At 58.9% G+C, this 21,435-nt stretch carries 22 protein-coding genes and 4 tRNA genes; 16 read left to right on the plus strand and 10 right to left on the minus strand.

Annotation, left to right across the window (positions count from 1 at the left end; translation table 11 throughout):
• The first annotated feature begins 35 nt into the window (after window positions 1-35).
• The 3 genes from JH25_RS03570 (at window position 36) to JH25_RS03560 (ending at window position 426) form a co-directional block, all read left to right on the plus strand.
• Window positions 36-111 (plus strand) — tRNA-Val (locus JH25_RS03570).
• A gap of 56 nt (window positions 112-167) precedes the next feature.
• A tRNA-Asp gene (locus JH25_RS03565) sits at window positions 168-244 on the plus strand.
• Between the two features lie 105 nt (window positions 245-349).
• Window positions 350-426 (plus strand) — tRNA-Asp (locus tag JH25_RS03560).
• A gap of 206 nt (window positions 427-632) precedes the next feature.
• Here JH25_RS03560 and JH25_RS03555 read toward each other — a convergent pair.
• A complete protein-coding gene (locus JH25_RS03555; protein WP_032880254.1) occupies window positions 633-812 on the minus strand; it encodes a hypothetical protein in 180 nt (59 codons plus the stop codon).
• Here JH25_RS03555 and JH25_RS03550 point away from each other — a divergent pair.
• From JH25_RS03550 to JH25_RS03540, 3 genes are read left to right on the plus strand one after another with little or no spacing between them, the layout of a single operon-like run.
• Window positions 811-3,642 carry a xanthine dehydrogenase family protein molybdopterin-binding subunit gene (locus tag JH25_RS03550; RefSeq protein ID WP_032880256.1) on the plus strand — a complete coding sequence of 944 codons (2,832 nt, stop codon included), beginning with the start codon at window positions 811-813 and terminating at the stop codon, window positions 3,640-3,642. The genes JH25_RS03555 and JH25_RS03550 overlap by 2 nt on opposite strands.
• The gene (locus tag JH25_RS03545) at window positions 3,635-4,174 is read left to right on the plus strand and encodes a (2Fe-2S)-binding protein (protein WP_005789732.1); all 540 of its coding nucleotides are present in this window, start codon (window positions 3,635-3,637) and stop codon (window positions 4,172-4,174) included. The genes JH25_RS03550 and JH25_RS03545 overlap by 8 nt, the downstream gene beginning before the upstream one ends.
• Before the next feature lie 2 nt (window positions 4,175-4,176).
• Window positions 4,177-5,412, plus strand: a complete 1,236-nt coding sequence (locus tag JH25_RS03540) for a c-type cytochrome (protein WP_032880259.1) — start codon at window positions 4,177-4,179, stop codon at window positions 5,410-5,412.
• A gap of 63 nt (window positions 5,413-5,475) precedes the next feature.
• Here the strand turns inward: JH25_RS03540 and JH25_RS03535 are convergent, their stop codons facing one another.
• On the minus strand, window positions 5,476-6,759 hold the full coding sequence (locus JH25_RS03535; protein WP_032880262.1) for an NAD(P)/FAD-dependent oxidoreductase: 1,284 nt from the start codon (window positions 6,757-6,759) through the stop codon (window positions 5,476-5,478).
• Window positions 6,760-6,943: 184 nt separating this feature from the next.
• On the opposite strand from JH25_RS03535, the gene JH25_RS03530 reads away from it, so the two are divergent.
• The 5 genes from JH25_RS03530 (at window position 6,944) to JH25_RS03510 (ending at window position 10,520) form a co-directional block, all read left to right on the plus strand.
• A tRNA-Val gene (locus tag JH25_RS03530) sits at window positions 6,944-7,020 on the plus strand.
• A gap of 638 nt (window positions 7,021-7,658) precedes the next feature.
• On the plus strand, window positions 7,659-8,375 hold the full coding sequence (locus tag JH25_RS03525) for a DUF969 domain-containing protein (protein WP_032880264.1): 717 nt from the start codon (window positions 7,659-7,661) through the stop codon (window positions 8,373-8,375).
• On the plus strand, window positions 8,372-9,322 hold the full coding sequence (locus tag JH25_RS03520; RefSeq protein WP_032880266.1) for a DUF979 domain-containing protein: 951 nt from the start codon (window positions 8,372-8,374) through the stop codon (window positions 9,320-9,322). The genes JH25_RS03525 and JH25_RS03520 overlap by 4 nt, the downstream gene beginning before the upstream one ends.
• A 7-nt stretch (window positions 9,323-9,329) precedes the next feature.
• On the plus strand, window positions 9,330-9,944 hold the full coding sequence (gene pcp / locus JH25_RS03515) for a pyroglutamyl-peptidase I (RefSeq protein ID WP_032880268.1): 615 nt from the start codon (window positions 9,330-9,332) through the stop codon (window positions 9,942-9,944).
• A gap of 78 nt (window positions 9,945-10,022) precedes the next feature.
• Complete coding sequence (locus tag JH25_RS03510; protein ID WP_032880269.1) at window positions 10,023-10,520, plus strand: anti-virulence regulator CigR family protein; 498 nt, start codon at window positions 10,023-10,025, stop codon at window positions 10,518-10,520.
• A 12-nt stretch (window positions 10,521-10,532) separates the two neighbouring features.
• Here the strand turns inward: JH25_RS03510 and JH25_RS03505 are convergent, their stop codons facing one another.
• From JH25_RS03505 to JH25_RS03495, 3 genes are read right to left on the minus strand one after another with little or no spacing between them, the layout of a single operon-like run.
• Window positions 10,533-11,933, minus strand: a complete 1,401-nt coding sequence (locus JH25_RS03505; protein ID WP_032880270.1) for a heavy metal sensor histidine kinase — start codon at window positions 11,931-11,933, stop codon at window positions 10,533-10,535.
• On the minus strand, window positions 11,930-12,601 hold the full coding sequence (locus JH25_RS03500; protein ID WP_032880272.1) for a heavy metal response regulator transcription factor: 672 nt from the start codon (window positions 12,599-12,601) through the stop codon (window positions 11,930-11,932). Before JH25_RS03500 ends, JH25_RS03505 begins: the two co-directional genes overlap by 4 nt.
• A 42-nt stretch (window positions 12,602-12,643) precedes the next feature.
• Window positions 12,644-12,904, minus strand: a complete 261-nt coding sequence (locus JH25_RS03495) for a DUF2790 domain-containing protein (protein ID WP_032880274.1) — start codon at window positions 12,902-12,904, stop codon at window positions 12,644-12,646.
• A gap of 216 nt (window positions 12,905-13,120) precedes the next feature.
• Between JH25_RS03495 and JH25_RS03490 the strand changes: the two genes are divergently transcribed.
• Window positions 13,121-13,798, plus strand: a complete 678-nt coding sequence (locus JH25_RS03490) for an HAD-IA family hydrolase (RefSeq protein WP_032880275.1) — start codon at window positions 13,121-13,123, stop codon at window positions 13,796-13,798.
• Between the two features lie 14 nt (window positions 13,799-13,812).
• Here the strand turns inward: JH25_RS03490 and JH25_RS03485 are convergent, their stop codons facing one another.
• Window positions 13,813-14,073 (minus strand): hypothetical protein, encoded by a 261-nt coding sequence (locus tag JH25_RS03485; protein WP_032880277.1) that lies wholly within the window; start codon window positions 14,071-14,073, stop codon window positions 13,813-13,815.
• A gap of 210 nt (window positions 14,074-14,283) precedes the next feature.
• Window positions 14,284-14,478 (minus strand): carbon storage regulator CsrA, encoded by a 195-nt coding sequence (gene csrA / locus JH25_RS03480; RefSeq protein ID WP_003192511.1) that lies wholly within the window; start codon window positions 14,476-14,478, stop codon window positions 14,284-14,286.
• A 261-nt stretch (window positions 14,479-14,739) separates the two neighbouring features.
• Here csrA and JH25_RS03475 point away from each other — a divergent pair, with 261 nt between their 5' ends.
• The gene (locus tag JH25_RS03475; protein WP_032880279.1) at window positions 14,740-15,105 is read left to right on the plus strand and encodes an SPOR domain-containing protein; all 366 of its coding nucleotides are present in this window, start codon (window positions 14,740-14,742) and stop codon (window positions 15,103-15,105) included.
• A gap of 31 nt (window positions 15,106-15,136) precedes the next feature.
• Here JH25_RS03475 and JH25_RS03470 read toward each other — a convergent pair whose 3' ends face one another.
• The 3 genes from JH25_RS03470 to JH25_RS03460 all read right to left on the minus strand — a co-directional run bounded on the left by JH25_RS03470 (window position 15,137) and on the right by JH25_RS03460 (window position 17,337).
• Complete coding sequence (locus JH25_RS03470) at window positions 15,137-15,826, minus strand: endonuclease (protein ID WP_005789706.1); 690 nt, start codon at window positions 15,824-15,826, stop codon at window positions 15,137-15,139.
• A gap of 2 nt (window positions 15,827-15,828) precedes the next feature.
• Window positions 15,829-16,080, minus strand: a complete 252-nt coding sequence (locus JH25_RS03465; protein ID WP_005789704.1) for a DUF1654 domain-containing protein — start codon at window positions 16,078-16,080, stop codon at window positions 15,829-15,831.
• A 168-nt stretch (window positions 16,081-16,248) separates the two neighbouring features.
• Window positions 16,249-17,337: an asparaginase gene (locus tag JH25_RS03460; protein WP_005789702.1), complete on the minus strand. Its 1,089-nt coding sequence runs from the start codon at window positions 17,335-17,337 to the stop codon at window positions 16,249-16,251.
• A 554-nt stretch (window positions 17,338-17,891) separates the two neighbouring features.
• Between JH25_RS03460 and JH25_RS03455 the strand changes: the two genes are divergently transcribed.
• From JH25_RS03455 to JH25_RS03445, 3 genes are read left to right on the plus strand one after another with little or no spacing between them, the layout of a single operon-like run.
• On the plus strand, window positions 17,892-18,848 hold the full coding sequence (locus JH25_RS03455; RefSeq protein WP_032880281.1) for a sugar ABC transporter substrate-binding protein: 957 nt from the start codon (window positions 17,892-17,894) through the stop codon (window positions 18,846-18,848).
• Between the two features lie 57 nt (window positions 18,849-18,905).
• Window positions 18,906-20,459, plus strand: coding sequence for a sugar ABC transporter ATP-binding protein (locus JH25_RS03450; protein WP_005789698.1), 1,554 nt, complete (start codon window positions 18,906-18,908; stop codon window positions 20,457-20,459).
• Window positions 20,456-21,433, plus strand: a complete 978-nt coding sequence (locus JH25_RS03445) for an ABC transporter permease (RefSeq protein ID WP_032880283.1) — start codon at window positions 20,456-20,458, stop codon at window positions 21,431-21,433. The genes JH25_RS03450 and JH25_RS03445 overlap by 4 nt, the downstream gene beginning before the upstream one ends.
• The last annotated feature ends 2 nt before the right edge of the window (window positions 21,434-21,435 follow it).

Raw genomic sequence — 21,435 nt, forward strand, 5'->3', positions numbered from 1 at the left:
TATCTGCGTAAATTTCGCGGCCTCAACGAAGCAAAGGGTGATTAGCTCAGCTGGGAGAGCATCTGCCTTACAAGCAGAGGGTCGGCGGTTCGATCCCGTCATCACCCACCACTTCTTGAGAGTCTTGCACTTGTGGCAAGACGCAACTTTAAAGGTTGCACCGACGCGCAGCGGTAGTTCAGTCGGTTAGAATACCGGCCTGTCACGCCGGGGGTCGCGGGTTCGAGTCCCGTCCGCTGCGCCATATTTTCCAGGTTCGATGTGTCGAGCTTGAGATTGAACAACCCAGGTTGATTGATCAGATGTTTAAAGGTGGTTGAGGGTTTACGCTCAATCAGCCAAGCGATACGCAGCGGTAGTTCAGTCGGTTAGAATACCGGCCTGTCACGCCGGGGGTCGCGGGTTCGAGTCCCGTCCGCTGCGCCATATCTGCCTCAAGGCCCACTGAACGCCTTGAAGCACAAGAAAGCCACTGGCTGACTTGATCCGATAGCAAAGACCCTGGTCGAAAGACCGGGGTTTTTTGTGTCTGGCGTTTGAAAAAACGTCATGGTGTTTGTGACATCGTCCTCATTTATAGGCAAGCGGCTGACAGATCGTCTCGATCTTGTCGGCCGTTTTGCGTTGTTGTGTCAAAAAATTTCAATGTGGTTATTTGCCGCAGGCGCAGAAACCTTTAAAGTTAACCCTTCGGTCAACTTTGCACTGTCATCATGGCCTTTTGATTCGTCGTAAAAAGGCTTCTGCAAGTCTCGATATTCGGTGTACTTAACCATAAGGGCGGATTTATAACCGCTCAGAGGATGATCCATGTCCAACCGTGAAATAACCCGGCGCTCGTTCCTCCAGGGCGGCCTGGTGGCGGGTGTGAGCGTCACGCTGACACCGCTGAGCACCCAGGCGCTGGCTGCCCTGATGGAAAACAGCGTTACCGTGCCGTCCGAAAAATGGCTGGGCAATAACGGCAAGGCGCGCCAGCGTAACGATGCGTTGTCCAAAGTGTGCGGCAGCAAAGTCTTCGCCCGCGATATCCGCTCCAAGGACATGCCCGGCTGGCCCGTGCAGCAAGGTCACGCCATGCTGCTGAAAACCATCAAGGCCGACCATATTTATGCGGGCTACGACTTGGCGTGGCTCGGCGCCGATCTGCAGCCGGATCGTATCGTCACCGCTGCCGATCTGGACAAGGACGGTATTGTTTTCCCCGAGGAGCATGCTCCGGATCCGCTGCTGCCTGAAGGCAAGGTGCCGATGTTTATCGGTCACCCGGTGGCGATCCTGATCTGGAACGATTTCGAGCGTTTCCGCCAGGCCAAGAACAAACTCAAATTCAACGACAAGGCGATTCGTTACGGCGCCAAAGTGCCGTACTACGAAGGCGACCCTTACGGTAGCTTCCGCTATGTGCGCGTTGGCGGCCCCACCTCGGCCGATGAAGACGAATTTGCCAGCCTCAAGGATTCGATTCTGTTTCCGATGCTGAAAAACCGTCGCCCGGTATGGAACTCACAACCGAATCTGCGCGGCAACCTGACCGAGCGCGGTCTGTTCTACGCCGACCGCATGAAGAGTCAGATCAACACACCGCCGGACAACTGGCTGGTGTTCGACGAGCGCTACAAGACCCCGTCAATCGAGCCGGCCGCCATGGAGCCGGACAACGGCAACGGTTGGTACGATCCGGCAACCAAGACCCTGCACTTCGTGGTGGCCACCCAGTGCCCGTTGGAGGTGGCCACCGAGACTGCGAAAATGATCTCGCCGTCGCGCTTCGGCCTGGCCAACCTGAACATGCACCCCGGTTACACCGTGGGGTACGGCTCCAAAGACCACAACATCTTTGTCTACTACGCCGCCCTCGCGGCGTTGTACGGCGCCGGCGTGCCGGTGCGTCTGGCCAATGACCGTTACGAGCAGTTCCAGAGTGGCATCAAGCGTCATCCGTTCGACATTCGTTACCAATTGGCTGTCGACAAGAACGATCACAGCTTCAAGATCTTCCTCGCCGACATGAGCGTCGACGGCGGTGGCCGGATCAACTACAGCCCCTCGGTCGCCGCAGTAGGCGCCACGGCCGCACAGTCGATCTACTACATGCCGCAGAACGACCTGCAAGTCACCGCGTATCACTCGCGGGGCGTTGAAGCCGGTTCGATGCGTGGTTACGGCACCCTGCAAAGCATGGCCGCGACGGAAATGATGGTCGACGAAATCGCCGGTCGTCTCGGTGTGGATGCTATCGAGTTGCGCCGCAAGAACGCACTGCGTTCGGGCATGAAAAACACCCAGGGCGCCATTCCTGCCGGTGCGTTGCGCCTGCACGAAATCCTCGACAAAGCCTCTGTGCACGAGGTCTGGAAAAACCGCGACGCGATCAAGCAACAACGCGAAGCCGCGGACCCGGATAACTGGTACGGCGTGGGTTTCGCTATCTGCCAGAAAGACTTTGGCACTGGTTCCGAAGCACCGATGGCCAGTATCGAATTCAGCGCTGACGGTCGCATCAGCCTGCGTCATATCGGTATCGAAATCGGCACCGGTATGTCTACCTCGCAATCGCTGGTCGTTGCCGATTTCCTTGGCAGCCCGGCACACGAAGTGAAGACCGGCGAAACAGAGTGGAAGGAAATGCAGCTGATCACCAGCGGCAACCCTTACATCATGAGCCAGGCCGAGCAGGACAATCTGCTGCGCAACCCGCGCTGGGTGGGCAAGCTCGCTTCGGCATCTTCGGCCACCAACTCGGCGTACTACTTCAGCCACGCCACCCGTGAAGCGGCGCGCGTGCTGTTCAACCATGGTTTGTGGCCGGCGGCGCTGGAGATCTGGCGTCAGGGCCCGTTCGGCGGTCAGGCCAACCCGTATGTGGTGCGCCGCGAAGACGCGCATTGGGTCGACGGCAAGCTCACCGCCAACGGCATGCAGCCGCTCAGTTTTGAAGAATTGGCCAAGCGTGCCCACGAGCGCGGCCTGGTCACCGCGGCCACTGTGCACGGTTTCAACCGCTGGAGTTGGGCCGAGGCTGAATACAGCATCGACGGCGTGCGTGAGCGCCTGCCGCTCGACGGCCTGGCCGTGAAGTACGGCGACGGCGCGCCAAAAGCCAAGCAGGCGCTGATGAGCACTGCCGGCTTCCATCTGCTGGATCGCCAGAACATCAGCTACCCCGCGACGCAGTTGAACAACGCTGCCGTGACTTACTACAGCCCGGTCGCCACATTGGTCGAGCTGAAGGTCAACAAGGGCTCGGCGCAGGTGGAGGTGCTCAATCACCATTCGTGGATCGAGTGCGGTCGCGTGTTGGTTGAGGAGTTAGTCAAAGGTCAGCTTGAGGGCGGTGTCGCCATGGGCATCGGCCACGCATTGATGGAGGAAATGCCGCTGTATGAAGGCGGGCCGGGGGAGGGTGACTGGAACTTCAACCGTTACCGTCTGCCGATGGCGCGTCACGTTGCCGTGTGGAAACAGACGTCGGAGATTTTGCCGGCGCTGTCGCCGAGCGATCCATCCAAGGGTATCGCTGAAGTGGTGATGATCCCGATCGTCGGGGCCATCGGTAATGCCGTGGCGCACGCCATCGGTAAACGTGTTCGCGACCTGCCAATCACTGCTGCGCGCATCAAGGAAGCCCTCAATGCCTAACCGTCCGCTTCAACTGACCCTCAATGGTCAATCCGTCGGCCCAGTGGACATCCCTGATGACCTGCCGATGATCGACTACCTGCACGAATACAAAAACCTCACTGGCTCGCGTCTTGGCTGCGGCCAGGGTATTTGCCACGCTTGCGTGGTCATCGTCGACAACCCGGACGGCACCAGCGAAGAAGTGCGCACTTGCATCACCGGCGCGCATTACTTTGAAGGCAAGCGAGTGCGCACCATCGAATCCCACGCCAAGCGCGATGAGTCGGGGCAGGTTATCGAACTGAACCCGATCCAGCAGCGCTTCGTGGATGAGTTTGCGTTCCAGTGCAGCTACTGCGCGCCGGGCTTCGTCAACGCAGCGACCGTGCTGGTGGAAAAGCTGCAACGTCAGCCGACCGTACACAGCAAACTGGAACAAGTCATCGAGGACAGCCTTGGGCATCACGTCTGCCGTTGCACTGGATACGTGCGTTATTACAACGCTACCCGCAACGTGCTGACCGATCTCGGCCTGGTCAAGGAGGGTTGAGCATGAAGCTTTTTCTGACCCGAATGACCCTGGCGGTCGGCCTGGCTGCGCCGGTGCTGTTTGCTCATGCCGATGATCAGGTCAAGCGCGGCGAATACCTCGCCCGCGCCGCCGACTGCATGGCGTGCCACACTGCCGCGGGCGGCGCGCCGTTTGCGGGCGGGCTGCCGATCGTCTCGCCGTTCGGCACGATCTACGGCACCAACATCACGCCGAGCAAAGAGCACGGCATCGGCTTGTACAATGATGACGAGTTCTTCGCTGCGCTGACGCAAGGCAAGCGTCGCGACGGAGCGAATCTGTACCCGGCGATGCCGTACACCTCCTACCACCTGATGCCGCGCGAAGATTCGGATGCGATTCATGCGTACCTCAAAACCATCGAGCCGATCGAACGTGCAGCGCCGGTGACGAGCCTGAGCTTTCCGTTCAACGTGCGCCTGGGCCTGATGGGCTGGAATGTGCTGTACGGCAAAGCGCTGAAACTGGAGCCGACCGAAGGTAAAAGCGAAGCCTGGAAACGCGGCCAGTACATGGTCGAAGTGCTTGGTCACTGCGGCGAATGCCACACGCCACGCGGCCTGCCGGGCGCGATGGAGCTGGACAAGCGCCTGACCGGCGGCATCCTCAATGGTTACCTGGCGCCCAGCCTGCTCGCCACTGACCTGGCTGCGCGCGGTTGGAATGAACAGGACCTGGCCACATTCCTCAAGCACGGCATGAGCGCCCAGGGCACGATGTTCAACGAGATGTTCCCGGTGTTCCACAACAGCACCCAGGGCCTGAGCGATCAGGATCTGGCCGCGATGGCCACGTTCCTGCTGGGCGATAACCCGCCAGCCGCCAAAGCGCTGGTCGACGTGCCGGTGGATAAACTCAGCCAGAGCGCTCAGCGCGGCCGCCAGGAATACCTGAACGTCTGCGCCGGTTGCCACGCCGCAGGTGGCGAAGGCAAGCCGCACATCGCGGTGGCCATGCGCGGCAACACCACGTTGCGACTGGAAGACCCGCGCAACCTGCTGCGTGTGATCGAGGACGGTATTGGAGAGCAGAAATTTTCCGGGTTCGAGCACATGCAACCGATGCCGGGGTTTTCCGAGAAGCTCAGTGCGCAACAGGTGACTGATCTGCTCAATTACCTGCGTCAAGGTTGGGGCGGCCAATCGGCTGAGCTGGCCGTAGGCGATGTGCAGAAGCTGCAAGCCGAGGCGCCTTCCGTCGAACACAAGGCGCATTGACGGCAGCGTATGAAGCGTACAGCCGGTGTGGGAGTGAGCAAGTCGCTCTCACACCGGATGTGTTTACATTCCGAATTTATCGCGCAACCCGTAGTACCAAGCCCCCAGCGCTGCAAACGGCGTGCGCAACATCTGCCCGCCCGGGAACGGGTAATGCGGCAAGTCCGCAAACGCATCAAAACGCTCAGCCTGCCCGCGCAATGCCTCCGCTAGTACTTTGCCTGCCAGGTGCGTGTACGTCACGCCATGGCCGCTACAGCCTTGTGAGTAATAGATGTTGTCGCCAAGACGGCCGACCTGGGGCAGGCGCGACAGGGTCAGCAGGAAATTGCCGGTCCAGGCGTAGTCGATCTTCACGTCTTTGAGTTGCGGGAATGCCTTGAGCATTTTTGGCCGGATGATTGCCTCGATATTCGCCGGGTCCCGCGCGCCATACACCACGCCGCCGCCGAAGATCAGGCGCTTGTCACTGGTGAGGCGGTAGTAGTCGAGCAGGTAGTTGCAGTCTTCGACACAGTAATCCTGCGGCAACAGCGTCTTGGCCAATTCATCGCCAAGGGGTGCGGTGGTGATCACTTGGGTACCGCATGGCATCGACTTGGCCGCCAGCTCCGGCACCAGGTTGCCCAGGTAAGCGTTACCGGCAACGATAATGAATTTGGCCCGGACCCTGCCTTCGGCGGTGTGTACCACAGGGTTGGCGCCGCGCTCGATGCGCACCGCTGCCGATTGCTCATAAATCGTACCGCCCAGGGATTCCACGGCCGCCGCTTCGCCCAGTGCCAGGTTGAGCGGGTGGATATGCCCGCCGCTCATGTCCAGCAAACCGCCCACATAGTTGTCACAGGCCACCACTTCGCGGATGCGGCGTTCGTCGAGCAATTCCAGCTGCGTATGGCCGTAGCGCTCCCACAGGCGCTTCTGCGATTCCAGATGACCCATGTGCTTGCTGTTGAGTGCGGCAAATACACCGCCGTCCTTCAAGTCGCACTGGATCTGGTATTTAGCCACGCGCTCACGAATGATCTTGCCGCCTTCAAAGGCCATCTGCCCCAGCAACTGAGCCTGTCTGGGCCCGACACTGCGCTCGATCACATCGATATCACGGCTGTAGCTATTGACGATCTGCCCGCCATTACGACCCGAGGCACCAAAACCCACCTTGGCGGCTTCCAGTACCGTGACGCGAAAGCCGTTCTCCAGCAAAAACAGCGCGCTGGAAAGCCCGGTGTAGCCGGCACCAATCACACAGACATCGGTTTCGACCTCACCTTGCAGCGTCGGGCGAGGTGGGGCTGCATTCGCGGAAGCGGCGTAATAGGACTGGGGGTAGGGGGTGTTCGCCATCCTGGAACCTCTGTTTTATATTTTTTACGAGTGCGGCGATCCTACCTGAGTTGAAAATTGCCTGCCAGCCACCCGGAAATCCCAGGTGTACCCGGCATAAATAAAAAATTCGCATATTCATAGGCTTAGCTGCAAAAAAGATGTTGACACCCCTCCGGAATTCCGTAGAATGCCGCCTCACAGCAGGCACGTAGCTCAGTTGGTTAGAGCACCACCTTGACATGGTGGGGGTCGTTGGTTCGAGTCCAATCGCGCCTACCAAACAAAATCCGCTCTGCTGGGCGGTCTGGAAGGGCTCACCGAAAGGTGGGCCCTTTTTTGTTGTCTGGAATTTGGGCAATAGCCATCCCTACACGGCTCAAGGCGTGTATTCAGGGGTTTGAACGCTCGATCAGCAGAACAGCGTAGCCACCGACAGCAGGCAAATTATCTGGACGAACACCTGGCAGCGTATTTCGCCAAACGTGGTCGCCATATCACTCATTTGTCCGGCATACATAGCGCGAGCCCTCATTGTCGGTATAACACCGTGAACGAACTGCAGGTACACACAGCTGCATGATGGAGTATAGGTTCTGATTGAGAATCTACACGGTTGAACGATTTTGAGCTCCTCATCAGGTTGGCTGCGCGACTTTCCCCTTGAGGCCTGGACGCTTTCTCCTGATAGCGCCCGACCGTCGGCGCCATCCCCCCACAAAATTTATTGGTGTGCAGCAACAATTTTTCTTGTTGGACACTCCCGGTCTCCAGACAGCAAAGTTGCCGCCACTGACGCTCGACCTTCCGGGTCAACAATAAAAAAACCGAGCCGACTGCACGCCACTTCCAAGCTGTGAGCCCTTTGCCCACATCCTGCTGTTATGGCGCCGCAGCGCGCACTAAAGGACCTCTGTGCCATGCAAACAGTTGTGAACCTATGGCCGCTGATCGGCGTGCTTGTCATCGTGGTCGGCTTTGTATTGCGCTTCAATCCGCTGTTGGTGGTCACCGCCGCCGCCATCGCCACCGGGCTTGCCGCCCAGTTCCCGCTGGAAAAAATTCTCGCCACCATGGGCGATGGTTTCCTTCAGACTCGTGCCCTGCAATTGATTCTTTTATTGCCGCTGGCGGTGATTGGCCTGTTGGAGCGCCATGGCCTGCGCCTGCACGCGCAGAACTGGATCGCGCGCTTTGAGCGGGCAACGGTCGGGCGCTTGTTGATCATTTATCTGTTTGTGCGTGAGTCCACGGCGGCCATGGGGCTGACCAGCCTGGGTGGGCATCCGCAAATGGTGCGGCCACTGTTGGCGCCGATGGCCGAAGGTGCAGCGGAAAAACGCTACGGCAAGCTGCCAGACAAGCTGCGCCACAAGGTCTTGGCCATGTGTGCGGCCACCGATAACGTCGGGCTGTTTTTTGGTGAGGATATTTTTGTCGCCTTCGGTGCGATTGCGTTGATGCACACCTTCCTGTTGGGCTCGGGGATTGATGTGGAGCCGCTGCACATCGCGGTGTGGGGCATTCCGACGGCGATTTGTGCGTTCATCATTCATGCGATCCGGCTGCATCGCTTTGATCGACGATTGACCCGCGAAATGAGTCCGGCCAACACGTCCGTGGAGGCTGCTCAATGATCATTTCCATTCAATACCTTTATTGGCTCGCCGGTGTTCTGTTGCTGATCACTGCGGGCATGATCCTGCTCGATCGCACCCATCCCAAACGCTGGTCCAGCGCGCTGTTCTGGTTGTTGTTCGCCATTCCGTTCCTGGTGGGGGAGCGTCTGCCCTCGGTGGCCATCGGCATCGGTGTGGTGGTGATGGCGTTGATCGCCGGCTTGGGTGGCGTTGGTCGCGGCCAGCACGCCGAATTGCACGTAAAGGCGTCCCGCGCCAGCGCCGGGCGCCTGGGCCACAAGTTGTTTATCCCGGCCTTGGCGATTCCGTTGACTACGGTGATTGGCTCGGTATTGCTCAAGCACACCGAAATTGGCGGTGTACCGTTGTTGGACCCGAAGAACACCACCTTCGTCTCGCTCGGCATCGGCTGCCTGATTGCTCTGGGCCTGGCCTGCTGGCTGACCCGCGATACGCCGGTACAAGCCCTGCGCGAATCCCGTCGCCTGACTGAAGCCCTGGGCTGGGCCATGGTGTTGCCGCAGATGCTGGCGATGCTCGGATTGTTGTTCAACGAGGCCGGGGTGGGCACGGCAGTCGCCCACGTCACCACCACCTACATCAACCTGGACTACAAGCTGGTGGCGGTGATGGTCTATGTACTGGGCATGGCCCTGTTTACGGTGATCATGGGCAATGGTTTTGCGGCTTTCCCTGTGATGACTGGCGGCGTCGGCGTGCCGGTGCTGGTAGGGATTTATGGCGGCAACCCTGCGGTGATGGCGGCGATCGGTATGTTTTCCGGTTACTGCGGCACGTTGATGACGCCGATGGCGGCCAACTTCAATATCGTGCCGGCGGCGTTGCTGGAGTTGCCCGACAAGAACGCGGTGATCAAGGCGCAGATACCCACGGCGCTGATGATGCTGGTGGTCAATATCGTGCTGCTTTATCTGTTGATGTGAGGTCACTATGCAAACCGTACTGTTGACGGGTTTCGAGCCCTTTGATAACGACCTTGTGAACCCGTCATGGGAAGCTGCACGCCAGTTGGATGGCGTGCAACTGGGCGAGGGTGTACGCATTGTCGCGCATTGCCTGCCCTGTGCATTTGCCACGGCGGGTGAACACCTGAGCCGATTGATCAGCGAGTTGAACCCGGCAATGGTGATTGCCACCGGCCTGGCGCCCGGGCGCAGCGAGATGTCTATCGAGCGTGTAGCGATCAATATCAATGACGCACGCATCCCCGACAACCTCGGGCAGCAACCGATTGATACGCCAGTGGTAGCCGGTGGCCCGGCTGCATACTTCTCGACATTGCCGATCAAGGCCATGGTCAAGGCACTGCGTGACGTGGGGGTGGCGGCTGCCGTTTCGCAAACGGCGGGCACGTTCGTGTGCAATCAGGTGTTCTACCTTTTGCAGCACCGGCTGGTCGAGGCCGGGGTGCGCAGTGGGTTTATCCATGTGCCGAGCGCGCCGCCGGCCGACCAGCCGCCTTTGGTTGAGGCCTTGCGACTGGCGGTCTCGACGGCCTGGCTAACCGAAACGGATGTGCGGGAAACAGGCGGGCAGGTGAGCTGACGGTCGGGCTGTGAATGGAGTCATTCGTGGGGCAACTTCGACTATAGTTCACAGGCGTATCCACCTTGGAAAACCATCATGATCAAGTACCCGAAGTTCGTATCTGTCGTGTTGTCCCTCGCGCTGTTTGCGGGTAGCGGTCTTGCCTTTGCCGATCCCGGTAACGGCAAGGGGCAGGGTAATAACCAAGGGGGGCAGGGCCAGGGTAACAAGGGCGGTCAGGGGCAGGGCAATAACAAAGGCAATAACCCCGCAGGGCAGGCCTACGACAAGCCCAAGGGCAAGGGCGGCTCAGGTGGTCACGGCCCCAGCGTTGACCGAGGGAGCGTATTGAATGTGCTCGTCGGTTATCGCGATTACTGGAGCCCGGGGCCTGCATTGCCGCCGGGGATCCAGAAGAACCTGGCGCGCGGCAAGCGGCTGCCGCCCGGTATCGCCAAGAAACTCGATGGTCGCCTGCTGGGGCGGCTGCCTCACTACGACGGTTATGAATGGCAGCAAGCGGGAACCGATTTGATTCTGGTCGCCATCGCCAGCGGCATCATCTACGAAGTACTCAATGGCGCCTTTGATTGAGCGGGATAACCCTCACGTCTCCTGTGCGGGGAAAAACAATTCAAAGCACGTCACGCCGTCTTCACTGCTGACGCCATACCGACCGTTATGCAGCTGCATGATGGTCGCCACAATCGACAATCCCAGTCCATTGGACTGGGATGAACATTCACGGGATTCATCCACCCGGTAAAAGCGTTCGAACAGCCTGGTCAAATGCTCCGCGGCAATGGTTGCACCCTGGTTGCTGACCTTGATGCAAGTGCCCTCGACCGTCGGGATGGCCTGGATATTCAGTTCGGTGTTCGGCGCGCCATACTTGATGGCATTGGCACACAGGTTCGCCAGGGCACGGCGCAGCAGCATCGGCTCCGCCCAGATCACACCTTTGCCCACGCCAACGATGTGCATACCCACATCACCGGCCAAGCCCTCGAAATAATCGGCGATGCGCTCCACTTCATCGGCTGCGTCCAGCGCCTGGCGCTGACGCAGGGCGCTGGCGGGGTCGGTGCGGGCCAGGAACAGCATGTTGTCGAGCATCCGTGCCAGGCGCTCAAGCTCTTCAACGTTAGAGGCCAGCAACTGCTGATAGTCTTCAATAGTGCGGCTCTGTTGCAGCGCGACCTGGGTTTCACCGAGCAAGTTATTGATGGGGGTGCGCAGTTCATGGGCCATATCGGTGGACACCTGGCCCAGTTGAATAAAACCTTTGGCCAGCCGTTCAAGCATGGTGTTGAAGGCGTCAATCATCGGCAGCAGCTCCTTGGGCGCGCCTTGGCTGCCCAGGCGCTCGGCCAGGTTGTTCACGCCGATGCCCTGTGCATGTCCGGCCAGGCGCCGCAAGGGCACCAGCCCACGGTGTACCAGCACATAACCAACCAAGGCGAGAATGACCGCCGCGATGCTGGCCAGGATAAAAACACTCAAGCGATAACTGGCAAGCATGGCTGTGCGTTCAGCCATCAGGCGCCCGACGGTGACTTGCAGGCTCCCCAGGTCACCGGTGTCGATGAAAGCCGCCACGGTGGCGAAGGGCACGCCATCTACGCCGGGCAAATGGTGTACGTCGGCGAGTCCAAGGGCGTGGTCTTTTGCCACGGCCGGCACGGCCGGTATTTGAATGTTGCCCGGGTTGACGAGCAATAACGGAGTCTGCCCAGGTGCAGCGATGCTCAGTACCGACTCACTGTTGCCCAGCATGTTCTGGAACAGCTGGGGCTTGGTCTTGATCAGCTCGCGGGTATTGCCGTCATTGAGCACGTTGCGCAGTTGGTTGGCGCGCGAGATCAGCGCGGCGTCGTCACGCTTGATCAGCTCACGCTCCAGCTCGTGGTATAGCGTCACGCCCAGGGTGGCCAGCAGGGCGAAGGCGAGCAGGGCAAAGATCAATGCCAGGCGCAGGGTCAGGGAATAATGGCGATCGCGCTTCATGGTTGGGTATCGAAGCGGTAGCCAATGCCCCGCACGCTGTGGATCAGTTTGAGCTGGAACGGGTCATCGATCTTCAGGCGCAGGCGGCGTACGGCAACATCGACCACATTGGTGTCGCTGTCGAAGTTCATGTCCCATACGCGTGAAGCGATCAGCGAGCGCGACAGCACCTGGTCCTGGTGGGTGGCGAACAGGTGCAGCAAGGCGAATTCCTTGTTGGTCAGGGTAATGCGCGTACCGGCGCGGGTCACACGGCGCTTGAGCACGTCAATGTGCAGGTCGGCGATGTGCAGCTGTTCTTCTTCGCGGCTCGGGCCACGTCGGTTGAGGGTGCGCAGGCGTGCAACCAGTTCGGCGAAGGAGAAGGGTTTGATCAGGTAGTCGTCGGCACCCAGTTCAAGGCCTTTGATGCGGTCGGCGATGTCATCGCGAGCGGTGAGGAACAGCACCGGTGTATCGGCCTCTTTGCGCAGGCGACGCAGCACTTCCCAACCATCCATTTTCGGCATCATCACGTCCAGCACGATCACGTCGAATGGTGTTTCCAGGGCCAAGTGCAAACCCTCTACGCCGTCGCGCGCCAGGCTCACCGAGTGGCCCAGCTCCTGCAAGCCATTGAGCAGGTAATTGCCGGCCTTGGGTTCGTCTTCGACTACGAGGATGTTCATGGAAAGTGTCCTGCTTCAATAAGTGGCGCAAGTGTAGCCCGATCAATTGTCACTGGCGCAACCGACGCCCTGGACCTGGTAATCGAGTAGGTGTTCGCGGCCCTGATGGTCCAGGTAGCGCAAGTGCGCCGGGACAATCCCGCATTGGCCAGAGATGTCGGTGCTCGATAGCACCTTGTCGACATCCAGGTGTAGGAAGAAGCCGGTTTTGTCGTGGATGACATCGCTGGCAGACGTTACGTCGGCAGCGAAGGCAGTACCGGTGGCGAGCAAGGCGGCAAAGCCCAGGGCGAACAGTTTCATGGCGGTCTCTCTCGTGGCTGGGGGCTGCCGGGTTGGCAGTGAGTTCACAGTAACCAGGCGACCCCAACAGCCAACCAACAGGATCATGACAAGTTCGTCATTCTTGGTTCGAGCCTGGCGCGTGGGCAATGAGTGTCCGGTCGAGGAGGCTCTACGTTTACAAGCGCCGAGGTGATCCGTAGATTGCAGGGGTCCAGCTCATGAGGAAGCCGCGCAGTGTCCATCCCAACTTCATCCGTGTTCAACCGGCGTTACCGCGCTTTCCTGTTCGATATGGATGGGACCCTGCTCAACTCCATCGCTGCGGCCGAACGTGTATGGAGCATCTGGGCCGAGCGCCATGGTCTGGATGTGGAAGCGTTTCTGCCTACCATTCATGGCGCGCGCGCGATTGATACGATCACCCGCCAGGCGTTGCCGGGTGTCGATCCAGAAGTTGAAGCCCAGTGGATTACCGACGCGGAGCTCAACGATGTCGACGGCGTTGTAGCGATTCCCGGCGCAGTGGCGTTTTTGAAAGGCGTGCCCGCGGATCAATGGGCACTGGTCACGTCTGCCCCCAAGGCGCTGGCGTTACGTCGACTGCAAGCGGCAGGCATTCCCGTGCCGGCCGTGTGGGTGACGGCCGAAGATGTGGCCAACGGTAAACCCGACCCTGCGTGCTATTTATTGGGCGCGAAACGCCTGGGGGTGTCGGTTGAGGACAGCCTGGTGTTCGAAGACGCCGCGGTGGGCATTCGAGCGGGTGAAGCAGCGGGGGCGGATGTTGTGGTTGTCACCTCGGCACACTTGGAGCCCATGGTGACTGCACACGCTTGCATCAACGACTACGGCGATTTATGCACCGAGCATGGCGCTGATGGCTTGTTGTCTTTGCGCAAGCTGGCGCCGTGATACGCAGCAGGTCCTCAGCGTGTGGTTTTCTGATGGGCACGATGCGCTGCGCGCTGGCATAGCTTGCGCAAGATAACTTTTTGGATGGGTTTGAGGCAGAACACCAGCAGGTAGCCGCAGAGAAGGAGCGCCAGGTCCAGCCAGGAATGGGCGTCGGGATCGGCGCCCTCGACTTCGACTCTCACCCCATACCCAAGCGCCAGGAAGGCCACCCCGATCAGCAGGGCGATCATCCAGGATCTGGAAACAAGAGGTGGCGTCGCGACTGGCCTCATCGACGTATTCCTGAATGCACACGGATGGCAGGATAAAATGTCAGAAATTGGGCTGCGAATACTTCAACAAGTTCCAGATGCCCAGATAGTTTCATCTTGCAGCGAAGGGGCATGCTCAAAGCGCACTGGTCAGGCTGGAAGACGCGAGCAGGCCGATTGGGTTTTCGCCAGCCATTACAGGGAACGAAAGGGCTGGCTACTGGAGGCGTTTCAAGGCGTCTGGTTTTTGTCGGGTGCAGTCAGGCCGGCCTGGATGCGCTGGTAAATCTCCTCGCGATGCACGGCAACGTCCTTGGGTGCGTTGATGCCGATTCGTACTTGCTGGCCGCTAACGCCCAGAATGGTGATCGTAATGTCATCACCGATGTTTATGCTTTCACCAACTTTGCGGGTGAGTATAAGCATGGACTTCTCCTTGATTACTTTTAAGGACACATGTGTCAGACAGGGCAGGTGTCGGATGTGTGTAGCTTACTGCGAAGCGCTTCCCTGTGGCTGCCTCTTTTAGGACGCATAGAGGCGACATTAATTCCCATGGCGGCATCATACAGGTCGCGATACATCATTCGCATTGTTTAAGCCAACGTTTATGACGGCCAGAATAGACAGTGAATGGTAAAGTCGCCTCTTTATCCTCAAAGGAGCAGGGCAGTGCGTAAAGTAGCGATGGCAATTGTGGTGTTGGCGTTGGCCGGATGCGGTGAAGGTAAATCGGTCGATGCGCCCAAGGCCAAACCTGCCGTGACCGAAAGCCTGCCACAAACCGGCGCGATTGCCGCTCAGGAATGGGATGTGCGCGTCGGCCCGCCAGACCACAAGCTGCAGGCGATCACCGACCTGACCGCCTGGTTGCTGGAGCATGGTTTCAATTTTTATATCGTGAAGGTCGACGGCAAGGATGAGGTGCTGTTGGGTCCGTTCGCAACCAAGGCCGAGGCCGAGGCCAAACAAGCCTTGCTCAACGAAAAGATGGCCCGCGCGAAGAAAACCGACACCGTGTCTGAAATTATCGAACACAACGCCGCGCAGTGACGTGCCAAGTGGGCGGCAACCCCGCCCACGTTCAACCGCAGGCTTTGAGATTCACCGGGCCGACAAACTCGTTGCCCCGTCCCATCACGCAAGCCACGGTCTGGTTGCGCTGGCGCTCCCAGGTTTGCACCGGGTAAGTCTTGTTCCAGGCTTCATACAGCTGGCGATCCTGCTTCGACAGGCGCAGGCCGTATTGCTTGCTCATATAAAAATACGTGCGTGCGATCATGCCGCGAATGGACGGGCGTGGCATGACCTTCTTGGCCTTGAAATCCACTTGGGTCAGGCACGAGCCGTACTGCCCACTTTGCACGGGCAGCCAGCCAAAGCTGAAGTTGTTACGGTCGCCATTCACTTCGCCGATGCTCGGCACCAGATTGTGCAGGTCCGCCTCGGCGCGCTTGAACACATCGTCGTGGCGCGTGCAGTTCTTTCGCCCGCCGTTTTGCCAGCATTGGCGCTGATGCCCGATTTGCCAGGCCGGCACGATGTGTTCCCACTCGATGCGCGCGGCGCGATTGGCGTTTTTGCGCGGGATGTAACCGCAGGCTTTCAAATTCACGCGGTTACCGGTGTATTTGCAGCCGCAATAGAATTCGGTCGATTGGGGGGCGTAAAGCTTCCAGGCGATTTTCTTGGCTTCGCTAAAGGTCCGAGGGGCTTGGGCGTTGGCGGTTACGCTTAAAAACAGACAGCACACAGCAATAAAACGGGCACTCACAATCAATCTTCCTTCGGCACAACCCAAAAAATCTGCACGCCACCGTCATCCCGATAGGCGAGGGTGACGTTGTCGTTTTCTGCAATTTCTTCCAGTAGACGTTGCCACACGTCTTCCGGCTCATCGGGTAAACGGAAGAGCAAGGCTGCCTTGGCTTTCTGTGCGTTGGTCGAATTGATGATCTTTTGCACGCGAATAGCCAGGCGCTGATAGGCATCAGGCGCTGCAGGTGCTGCGGAAGAGGGCTTTGCCACGGAGCATTCCTTAATTTGCTGTACGCACATACAGTATTTAACTGTAGGCGATTTCGCAACTGCTTAAATTTCAAGAAGTTCGTCTGACAGCGATTCGGGAAGTTTGTTGAGAAGGGGGAGCAATTGTGGGAGCGAGCAAGCTCGCTCCCACAGGTCGATCAGCAGTAATCAGTATTCCCAGAACATGCGTTGCAGTTCTTTGCTGTCCTGGGTCTTGGTCAGGGCTACCATGGCCAGGATGCGAGCTTTCTGCGGGTTCAGGTCCAGAGCCGCAACCCAGTCGTATTTGTCGTCTGGTTGTTCAGCGTTACGCAGAACCATACCGCCGGCGTTGACGTGGGAGGAGCGAATGATTTGTACGCCTTGCTTGCGCAATTCGACCAGCGCGGGAACGACTTTAGAGGATACCGAACCGTTACCGGTACCGGCGTGGATGATGGCCTTGGCGCCAGCTTGGGCCAGTGCTTTGTAGGCAGTGTCGCTCACGTTGCCATAGCCGTAGGCAATTTCAACGTCAGGCAGGCTCTTGATGGTCTTGATGTCGAATTCCGAATCCATGGTGTGACGCTTGGCCGGCAGGCGGAACCAGTAGGATTTGCCTTCAACGACCATGCCCAGCGGGCCCCACGGGCTCTTGAATGCCTCGGTCTTGATGTTGATCATCTTGCTGACGTCGCGACCCGATTGGATTTCGTCGTTCATGGTCACCAGCACGCCTTTGCCCCGCGCATCCTTGCTACCTGCGACAGCGACTGCGTTATACAGGTTGAGCATACCGTCAGCCGACATGGCGGTACCTGGACGCATGGAGCCGACCACGACGATAGGCTTGTCGGTTTTTTCTACCAGGTTCAGGAAGTAGGCAGTTTCTTCAAGGGTATCGGTGCCGTGAGTGATCACGATGCCATCCACGTCCTTGCTGTCAGCCAGTTCTGCGACGCGGCGACCCAGTTGCAGCAGGTTTTCGTTGTTGATGCTTTCCGAAGCAATTTGCATCACTTGTTCGCCGCGTACGTTGGCGATCTGGCTAAGCTCAGGAACGCCGGCGATCAGTTGTTCGATGCCGACTTTGGCTGCCTGGTACGTAGCACTGTTGGCCGCACTGGCACCGGCGCCAGCAATGGTGCCGCCTGTGGCAAGGATCACTACGTTGGACAGTTTGGTTTTGTTTTCGACTTCTTTTGCCTGTGCGGCAAGGGGGAACAGCAGCAGCAGGGCCATGGCGCCCGGGACAAAGTTCTTCAATGCAGATTTCATTATTTTTCTCTCTGGTTTTTGATGAGTGCTGTAGCCGGTTCATCTAGAACACCCGGGCGGTTCTGAACGCCGCGAGGTGCAGGGGAAAAGCAGGATTTGTACCAGGCCGAGTGTGTGGTTCTTCTTAAATTAACGTATTGATTTAAAACAACTTATGAGATTTTTTAAACTTGTTTTGAGTGAGTGGCGTCCGGCTTTCCGAACGGTTGAGGGGTAGTTTGTTCGGTTGTCCGACAGCCCTGTCACAAAATTCGAGTGCGATTAGCGTCAAAACCTGTCGTTTTAGAGAGTGCGAGAAAGAGGTGGCCTTAAACGTTTCAGTCCCCAAGGTTGGTTGGACCAGGCCGAGGGCATGGGATTGAAAGGCCAGTTTCTACCGTTGACAAATCCCGACAAGGTTCTCATAGTTTGCTCAACGCAAACGTTTGCGAGATGTTTCACGAGCGCTCCAGGAGTATCGTGACAGCTCGCATCAGCCGCCCGGGTGGGAAGGCCGCCGAAGAGGTCTTCGGTGCAAGCGTTGCTCACAATAATCATAAGATCGGAGTGAACCCATGAAGCTGCCATTCGCTGGACGTCTTCTTGCTGTCGCTGTGCTTGCCGCATCCGCTGCTTTGCCTCTCTCTTCTGCACTTGCTGATGACGCTGCCAAAACACCTACTGTTGGTTTGGTCATGAAGTCCCTGGCCAATGAGTTCTTCGTCACCATGACCGACGGTGCCAAGGACTACCAGAAAGCGCACCCAGCAGAGTTCAAGCTGATCTCCAACGGGATCAAGAACGAAACAGACACCAGTGCGCAGATCGCCATCGTCAACGAGATGATCAACTCCAAGGTAGACGCGCTTGTCATTGCTCCCGCCGACTCCAAGGCGCTCGCCAGTGTGCTGAAGAAGGCTGCTGATGCCGGTATCAAGGTCGTCAACATCGACAATCGCCTGGACCCGGAGGTACTCAAAAGCAAAAACCTCGATATCCCGTTCGTAGGTCCGGACAACCGCAAAGGCTCCAAGCTGGTGGGCGACTACCTGGCCAAGCAACTGGCCGCGGGTGACAAGGTTGGCATCATCGAAGGCGTACCCACCACGACTAACGCCCAGCAGCGCACCGCAGGCTTCAAGGATGCGATGGACGCAGCAGGCATGAAGATTGTTTCCACCCAATCCGGCAACTGGGAAATCGACCAGGGCAACAAGATTGCTGCAGCGATGCTGAGCGAAACGCCGGATATCAAGGCTCTGCTGGCCGGTAACGACAACATGGCCCTGGGCGCTGTCTCCGCCGTGCGTGCGGCAGGCAAGGCCGGCAAGGTATTGGTGGTGGGCTACGACAACATTGATGCGATCAAGCCAATGCTCAAGGATGGTCGTGTGTTGGCCACCGCTGACCAGGCTGCCGCGCAACAAGCGGTATTCGGTATCCAGAACGCACTGAAGCTGGTCAAGGGTGAGAAGGTCGATGCCAAAGATGGCGTGATCGAAACCCCGGTCGAACTCGTCATCAAGCAGTAATCCCGGCAGTACCCAACAGCGCTCGCTCGTCCTGAGCGGGCGCCTGGAGATTTTCCTATGTCATCTTCCGCCCCGAACGCTGTCCTCTCGGTCAGCGGTATCGGCAAGACCTATGCTCAGCCGGTTCTGTCCGACATCACCCTGACGCTCAATCGCGGGGAAGTGCTCGCGCTGACCGGTGAGAACGGCGCAGGCAAAAGTACCTTGTCGAAGATCATCGGCGGCCTGGTCACACCGACTACCGGGCACATGCAGTTCAACGGTCAGGAGTACTGCCCCGCCAGCCGCACCCAGGCCGAAGCCTTGGGCGTGCGCATGGTCATGCAGGAACTCAACCTGCTGCCGACCCTGACGGTGGCTGAAAACCTGTTTCTGGATAACCTGCCGAGCAACTGTGGCTGGATCAGCCGCAAGCAACTGCGCAAAGCCGCGATCGAGGCCATGGCTCAAGTTGGCCTGGATGCGATCGACCCCGACACCTTGGTTGGCAGCCTGGGCATTGGCCACCAGCAAATGGTCGAGATTGCGCGCAACCTGATCGGCGACTGCCACGTCCTGATTCTCGACGAACCCACGGCCATGCTCACCGCCCGTGAAGTCGAGATGCTGTTTGAGCAAATCACCCGTCTGCAGGCCCGGGGCGTGGCGATCATTTATATTTCACACCGGCTGGAAGAGCTGGCCCGTGTCGCCCAGCGCATTGCGGTACTGCGCGACGGCAAGCTGGTCTGCGTCGAGCCGATGGCCAATTACAACAGTGAGCAACTGGTGACCTTGATGGTCGGTCGCGAGCTGGGCGAACACATTGACCTGGGCCCGCGCACCATCGGCGAACCGGCCCTGACGGTGAAGGGCCTGAGCCGTTCGGACAAGGTTCGCGACGTGTCCTTTGAAGTGCGCGCCGGTGAGATCTACGGTATTTCCGGACTGATCGGCGCCGGCCGCACTGAGTTGCTGCGCCTGATCTTCGGTGCCGACCAGGCCGACAGCGGCACCGTGGCCCTGGGATCGCCGGCCAGGGTGGTCAGTATTCGCTCGCCAGTGGATGCGGTTGGTCATGGTATCGCCCTGATCACCGAGGACCGCAAGGGCGAGGGCCTGCTGCTGACCCAATCGATCAGCGCCAATATAGCCTTGGGCAACATGCCGGAAATTTCCGGCGGTGGCGTCGTCAATAGCCGCAACGAAACCGCCCTGGCCAAACGCCAGATCGACGCCATGCGTATCCGCAGTTCCAGCCCGGGGCAATTGGTGTCCGAGCTGTCGGGTGGCAACCAGCAAAAAGTAGTGATTGGCCGCTGGCTGGAGCGCGATTGCGCGGTGATGCTGTTCGATGAGCCCACCCGAGGCATCGACGTCGGCGCCAAGTTCGACATCTATGCGTTGCTTGGCGAACTGACTCGCCAGGGCAAAGCCTTGGTGGTGGTGTCCAGCGACCTGCGTGAACTGATGCTGATCTGTGATCGCATCGGGGTGTTGTCCGCGGGGCGCCTGATCGAGACCTTCGAGCGTGACAGCTGGACCCAGGACGAATTGCTCGCCGCCGCCTTTGCCGGCTATCAGAAACGTGATGCGCTGCTCAATGAGGCAGCGCCTAGGAATACCCCATGAAAACAAGCATTTCCTCCGGTAAAACTGGCGGCAACTTCTATGGCCTGGGTACTTACCTGGGGCTGGCGGGTGCCTTGCTGGCGATGATTGCGCTGTTCTCGGTACTCAGCGACCACTTCCTGTCCTACGACACCTTCAGCACCCTGGCCAACCAGATTCCGGACCTGATGGTGCTGGCGGTGGGCATGACCTTCATCCTGATCATCGGCGGTATCGACCTGTCGGTAGGTTCGGTGCTGGCATTGGCGGCATCGGCGGTCAGCGTGGCAATCCTGGGCTGGGGCTGGAGCGTGTTACCGGCTGCGCTACTGGGCATGGGCTGCGCTGCATTGGCCGGGACCATCACCGGCTCCATCACCGTGGCCTGGCGTATCCCGTCATTTATCGTGTCTTTGGGTGTGCTGGAGATGGCCCGGGGCGTGGCCTATCAAATGACGGGCTCGCGCACCGCTTATATCGGTGACTCGTTTGCCTGGCTGTCCAACCCGATTGCTTTCGGTATTTCCCCGTCGTTCATCATTGCGCTGCTGGTGATCATTGCGGCTCAGTTGGTGCTGACCCGCACTGTCTTCGGGCGCTACCTGATCGGCATCGGCACTAACGAAGAAGCAGTGCGCCTGGCTGGCATTAATCCCAAGCCATACAAGATTCTGGTGTTCAGCCTGATGGGCCTGTTGGCCGGTGTAGCTGCGCTGTTCCAGATCTCGCGCCTGGAGGCGGCAGACCCGAATGCTGGTTCAGGCCTGGAGCTGCAGGTAATCGCCGCGGTGGTAATCGGCGGCACCAGTCTGATGGGCGGGCGCGGTTCGGTCATCAGTACGTTCTTCGGTGTATTGATCATTTCGGTATTGGCGGCGGGGCTTGCGCAGATCGGCGCTACGGAACCCACCAAACGCATCATTACCGGTGCTGTGATCGTGATCGCCGTGGTCCTCGATACTTACCGCAGCCAGCGCGCCAGTCGGCGGGGCTGAGT

It is taken from the genome of Pseudomonas sp. BRG-100, from assembly GCF_000737955.1.
GTDB lineage: Bacteria > Pseudomonadota > Gammaproteobacteria > Pseudomonadales > Pseudomonadaceae > Aquipseudomonas > Aquipseudomonas synxantha_A.

Excerpts from the sequence above, each read along its gene's own strand:
- JH25_RS03525 (WP_032880264.1), top strand. The coding sequence starts at position 7,659 with ATGCAAACAGTTGTGAACCTATGGCCGCTGATCGGCGTGCTTGTCATC.
- JH25_RS03475 (WP_032880279.1), top strand. The coding sequence starts at position 14,740 with ATGGCAATTGTGGTGTTGGCGTTGGCCGGATGCGGTGAAGGTAAATCG.
- JH25_RS03485 (WP_032880277.1), bottom strand. The coding sequence starts at position 14,073 with ATGAGGCCAGTCGCGACGCCACCTCTTGTTTCCAGATCCTGGATGATC.
- JH25_RS03535 (WP_032880262.1), bottom strand. The coding sequence starts at position 6,759 with ATGGCGAACACCCCCTACCCCCAGTCCTATTACGCCGCTTCCGCGAAT.
- JH25_RS03495 (WP_032880274.1), bottom strand. The coding sequence starts at position 12,904 with ATGAAACTGTTCGCCCTGGGCTTTGCCGCCTTGCTCGCCACCGGTACT.
- JH25_RS03500 (WP_032880272.1), bottom strand. The coding sequence starts at position 12,601 with ATGAACATCCTCGTAGTCGAAGACGAACCCAAGGCCGGCAATTACCTG.
- JH25_RS03555 (WP_032880254.1), bottom strand. The coding sequence starts at position 812 with ATGGATCATCCTCTGAGCGGTTATAAATCCGCCCTTATGGTTAAGTAC.
- JH25_RS03445 (WP_032880283.1), top strand. The coding sequence starts at position 20,456 with ATGAAAACAAGCATTTCCTCCGGTAAAACTGGCGGCAACTTCTATGGC.
- JH25_RS03450 (WP_005789698.1), top strand. The coding sequence starts at position 18,906 with ATGTCATCTTCCGCCCCGAACGCTGTCCTCTCGGTCAGCGGTATCGGC.
- JH25_RS03520 (WP_032880266.1), top strand. The coding sequence starts at position 8,372 with ATGATCATTTCCATTCAATACCTTTATTGGCTCGCCGGTGTTCTGTTG.
- JH25_RS03545 (WP_005789732.1), top strand. The coding sequence starts at position 3,635 with ATGCCTAACCGTCCGCTTCAACTGACCCTCAATGGTCAATCCGTCGGC.
- csrA (WP_003192511.1), bottom strand. The coding sequence starts at position 14,478 with ATGCTTATACTCACCCGCAAAGTTGGTGAAAGCATAAACATCGGTGAT.
- JH25_RS03510 (WP_032880269.1), top strand. The coding sequence starts at position 10,023 with ATGATCAAGTACCCGAAGTTCGTATCTGTCGTGTTGTCCCTCGCGCTG.
- JH25_RS03550 (WP_032880256.1), top strand. The coding sequence starts at position 811 with ATGTCCAACCGTGAAATAACCCGGCGCTCGTTCCTCCAGGGCGGCCTG.
- JH25_RS03455 (WP_032880281.1), top strand. The coding sequence starts at position 17,892 with ATGAAGCTGCCATTCGCTGGACGTCTTCTTGCTGTCGCTGTGCTTGCC.
- JH25_RS03540 (WP_032880259.1), top strand. The coding sequence starts at position 4,177 with ATGAAGCTTTTTCTGACCCGAATGACCCTGGCGGTCGGCCTGGCTGCG.
- pcp (WP_032880268.1), top strand. The coding sequence starts at position 9,330 with ATGCAAACCGTACTGTTGACGGGTTTCGAGCCCTTTGATAACGACCTT.
- JH25_RS03460 (WP_005789702.1), bottom strand. The coding sequence starts at position 17,337 with ATGAAATCTGCATTGAAGAACTTTGTCCCGGGCGCCATGGCCCTGCTG.
- JH25_RS03505 (WP_032880270.1), bottom strand. The coding sequence starts at position 11,933 with ATGAAGCGCGATCGCCATTATTCCCTGACCCTGCGCCTGGCATTGATC.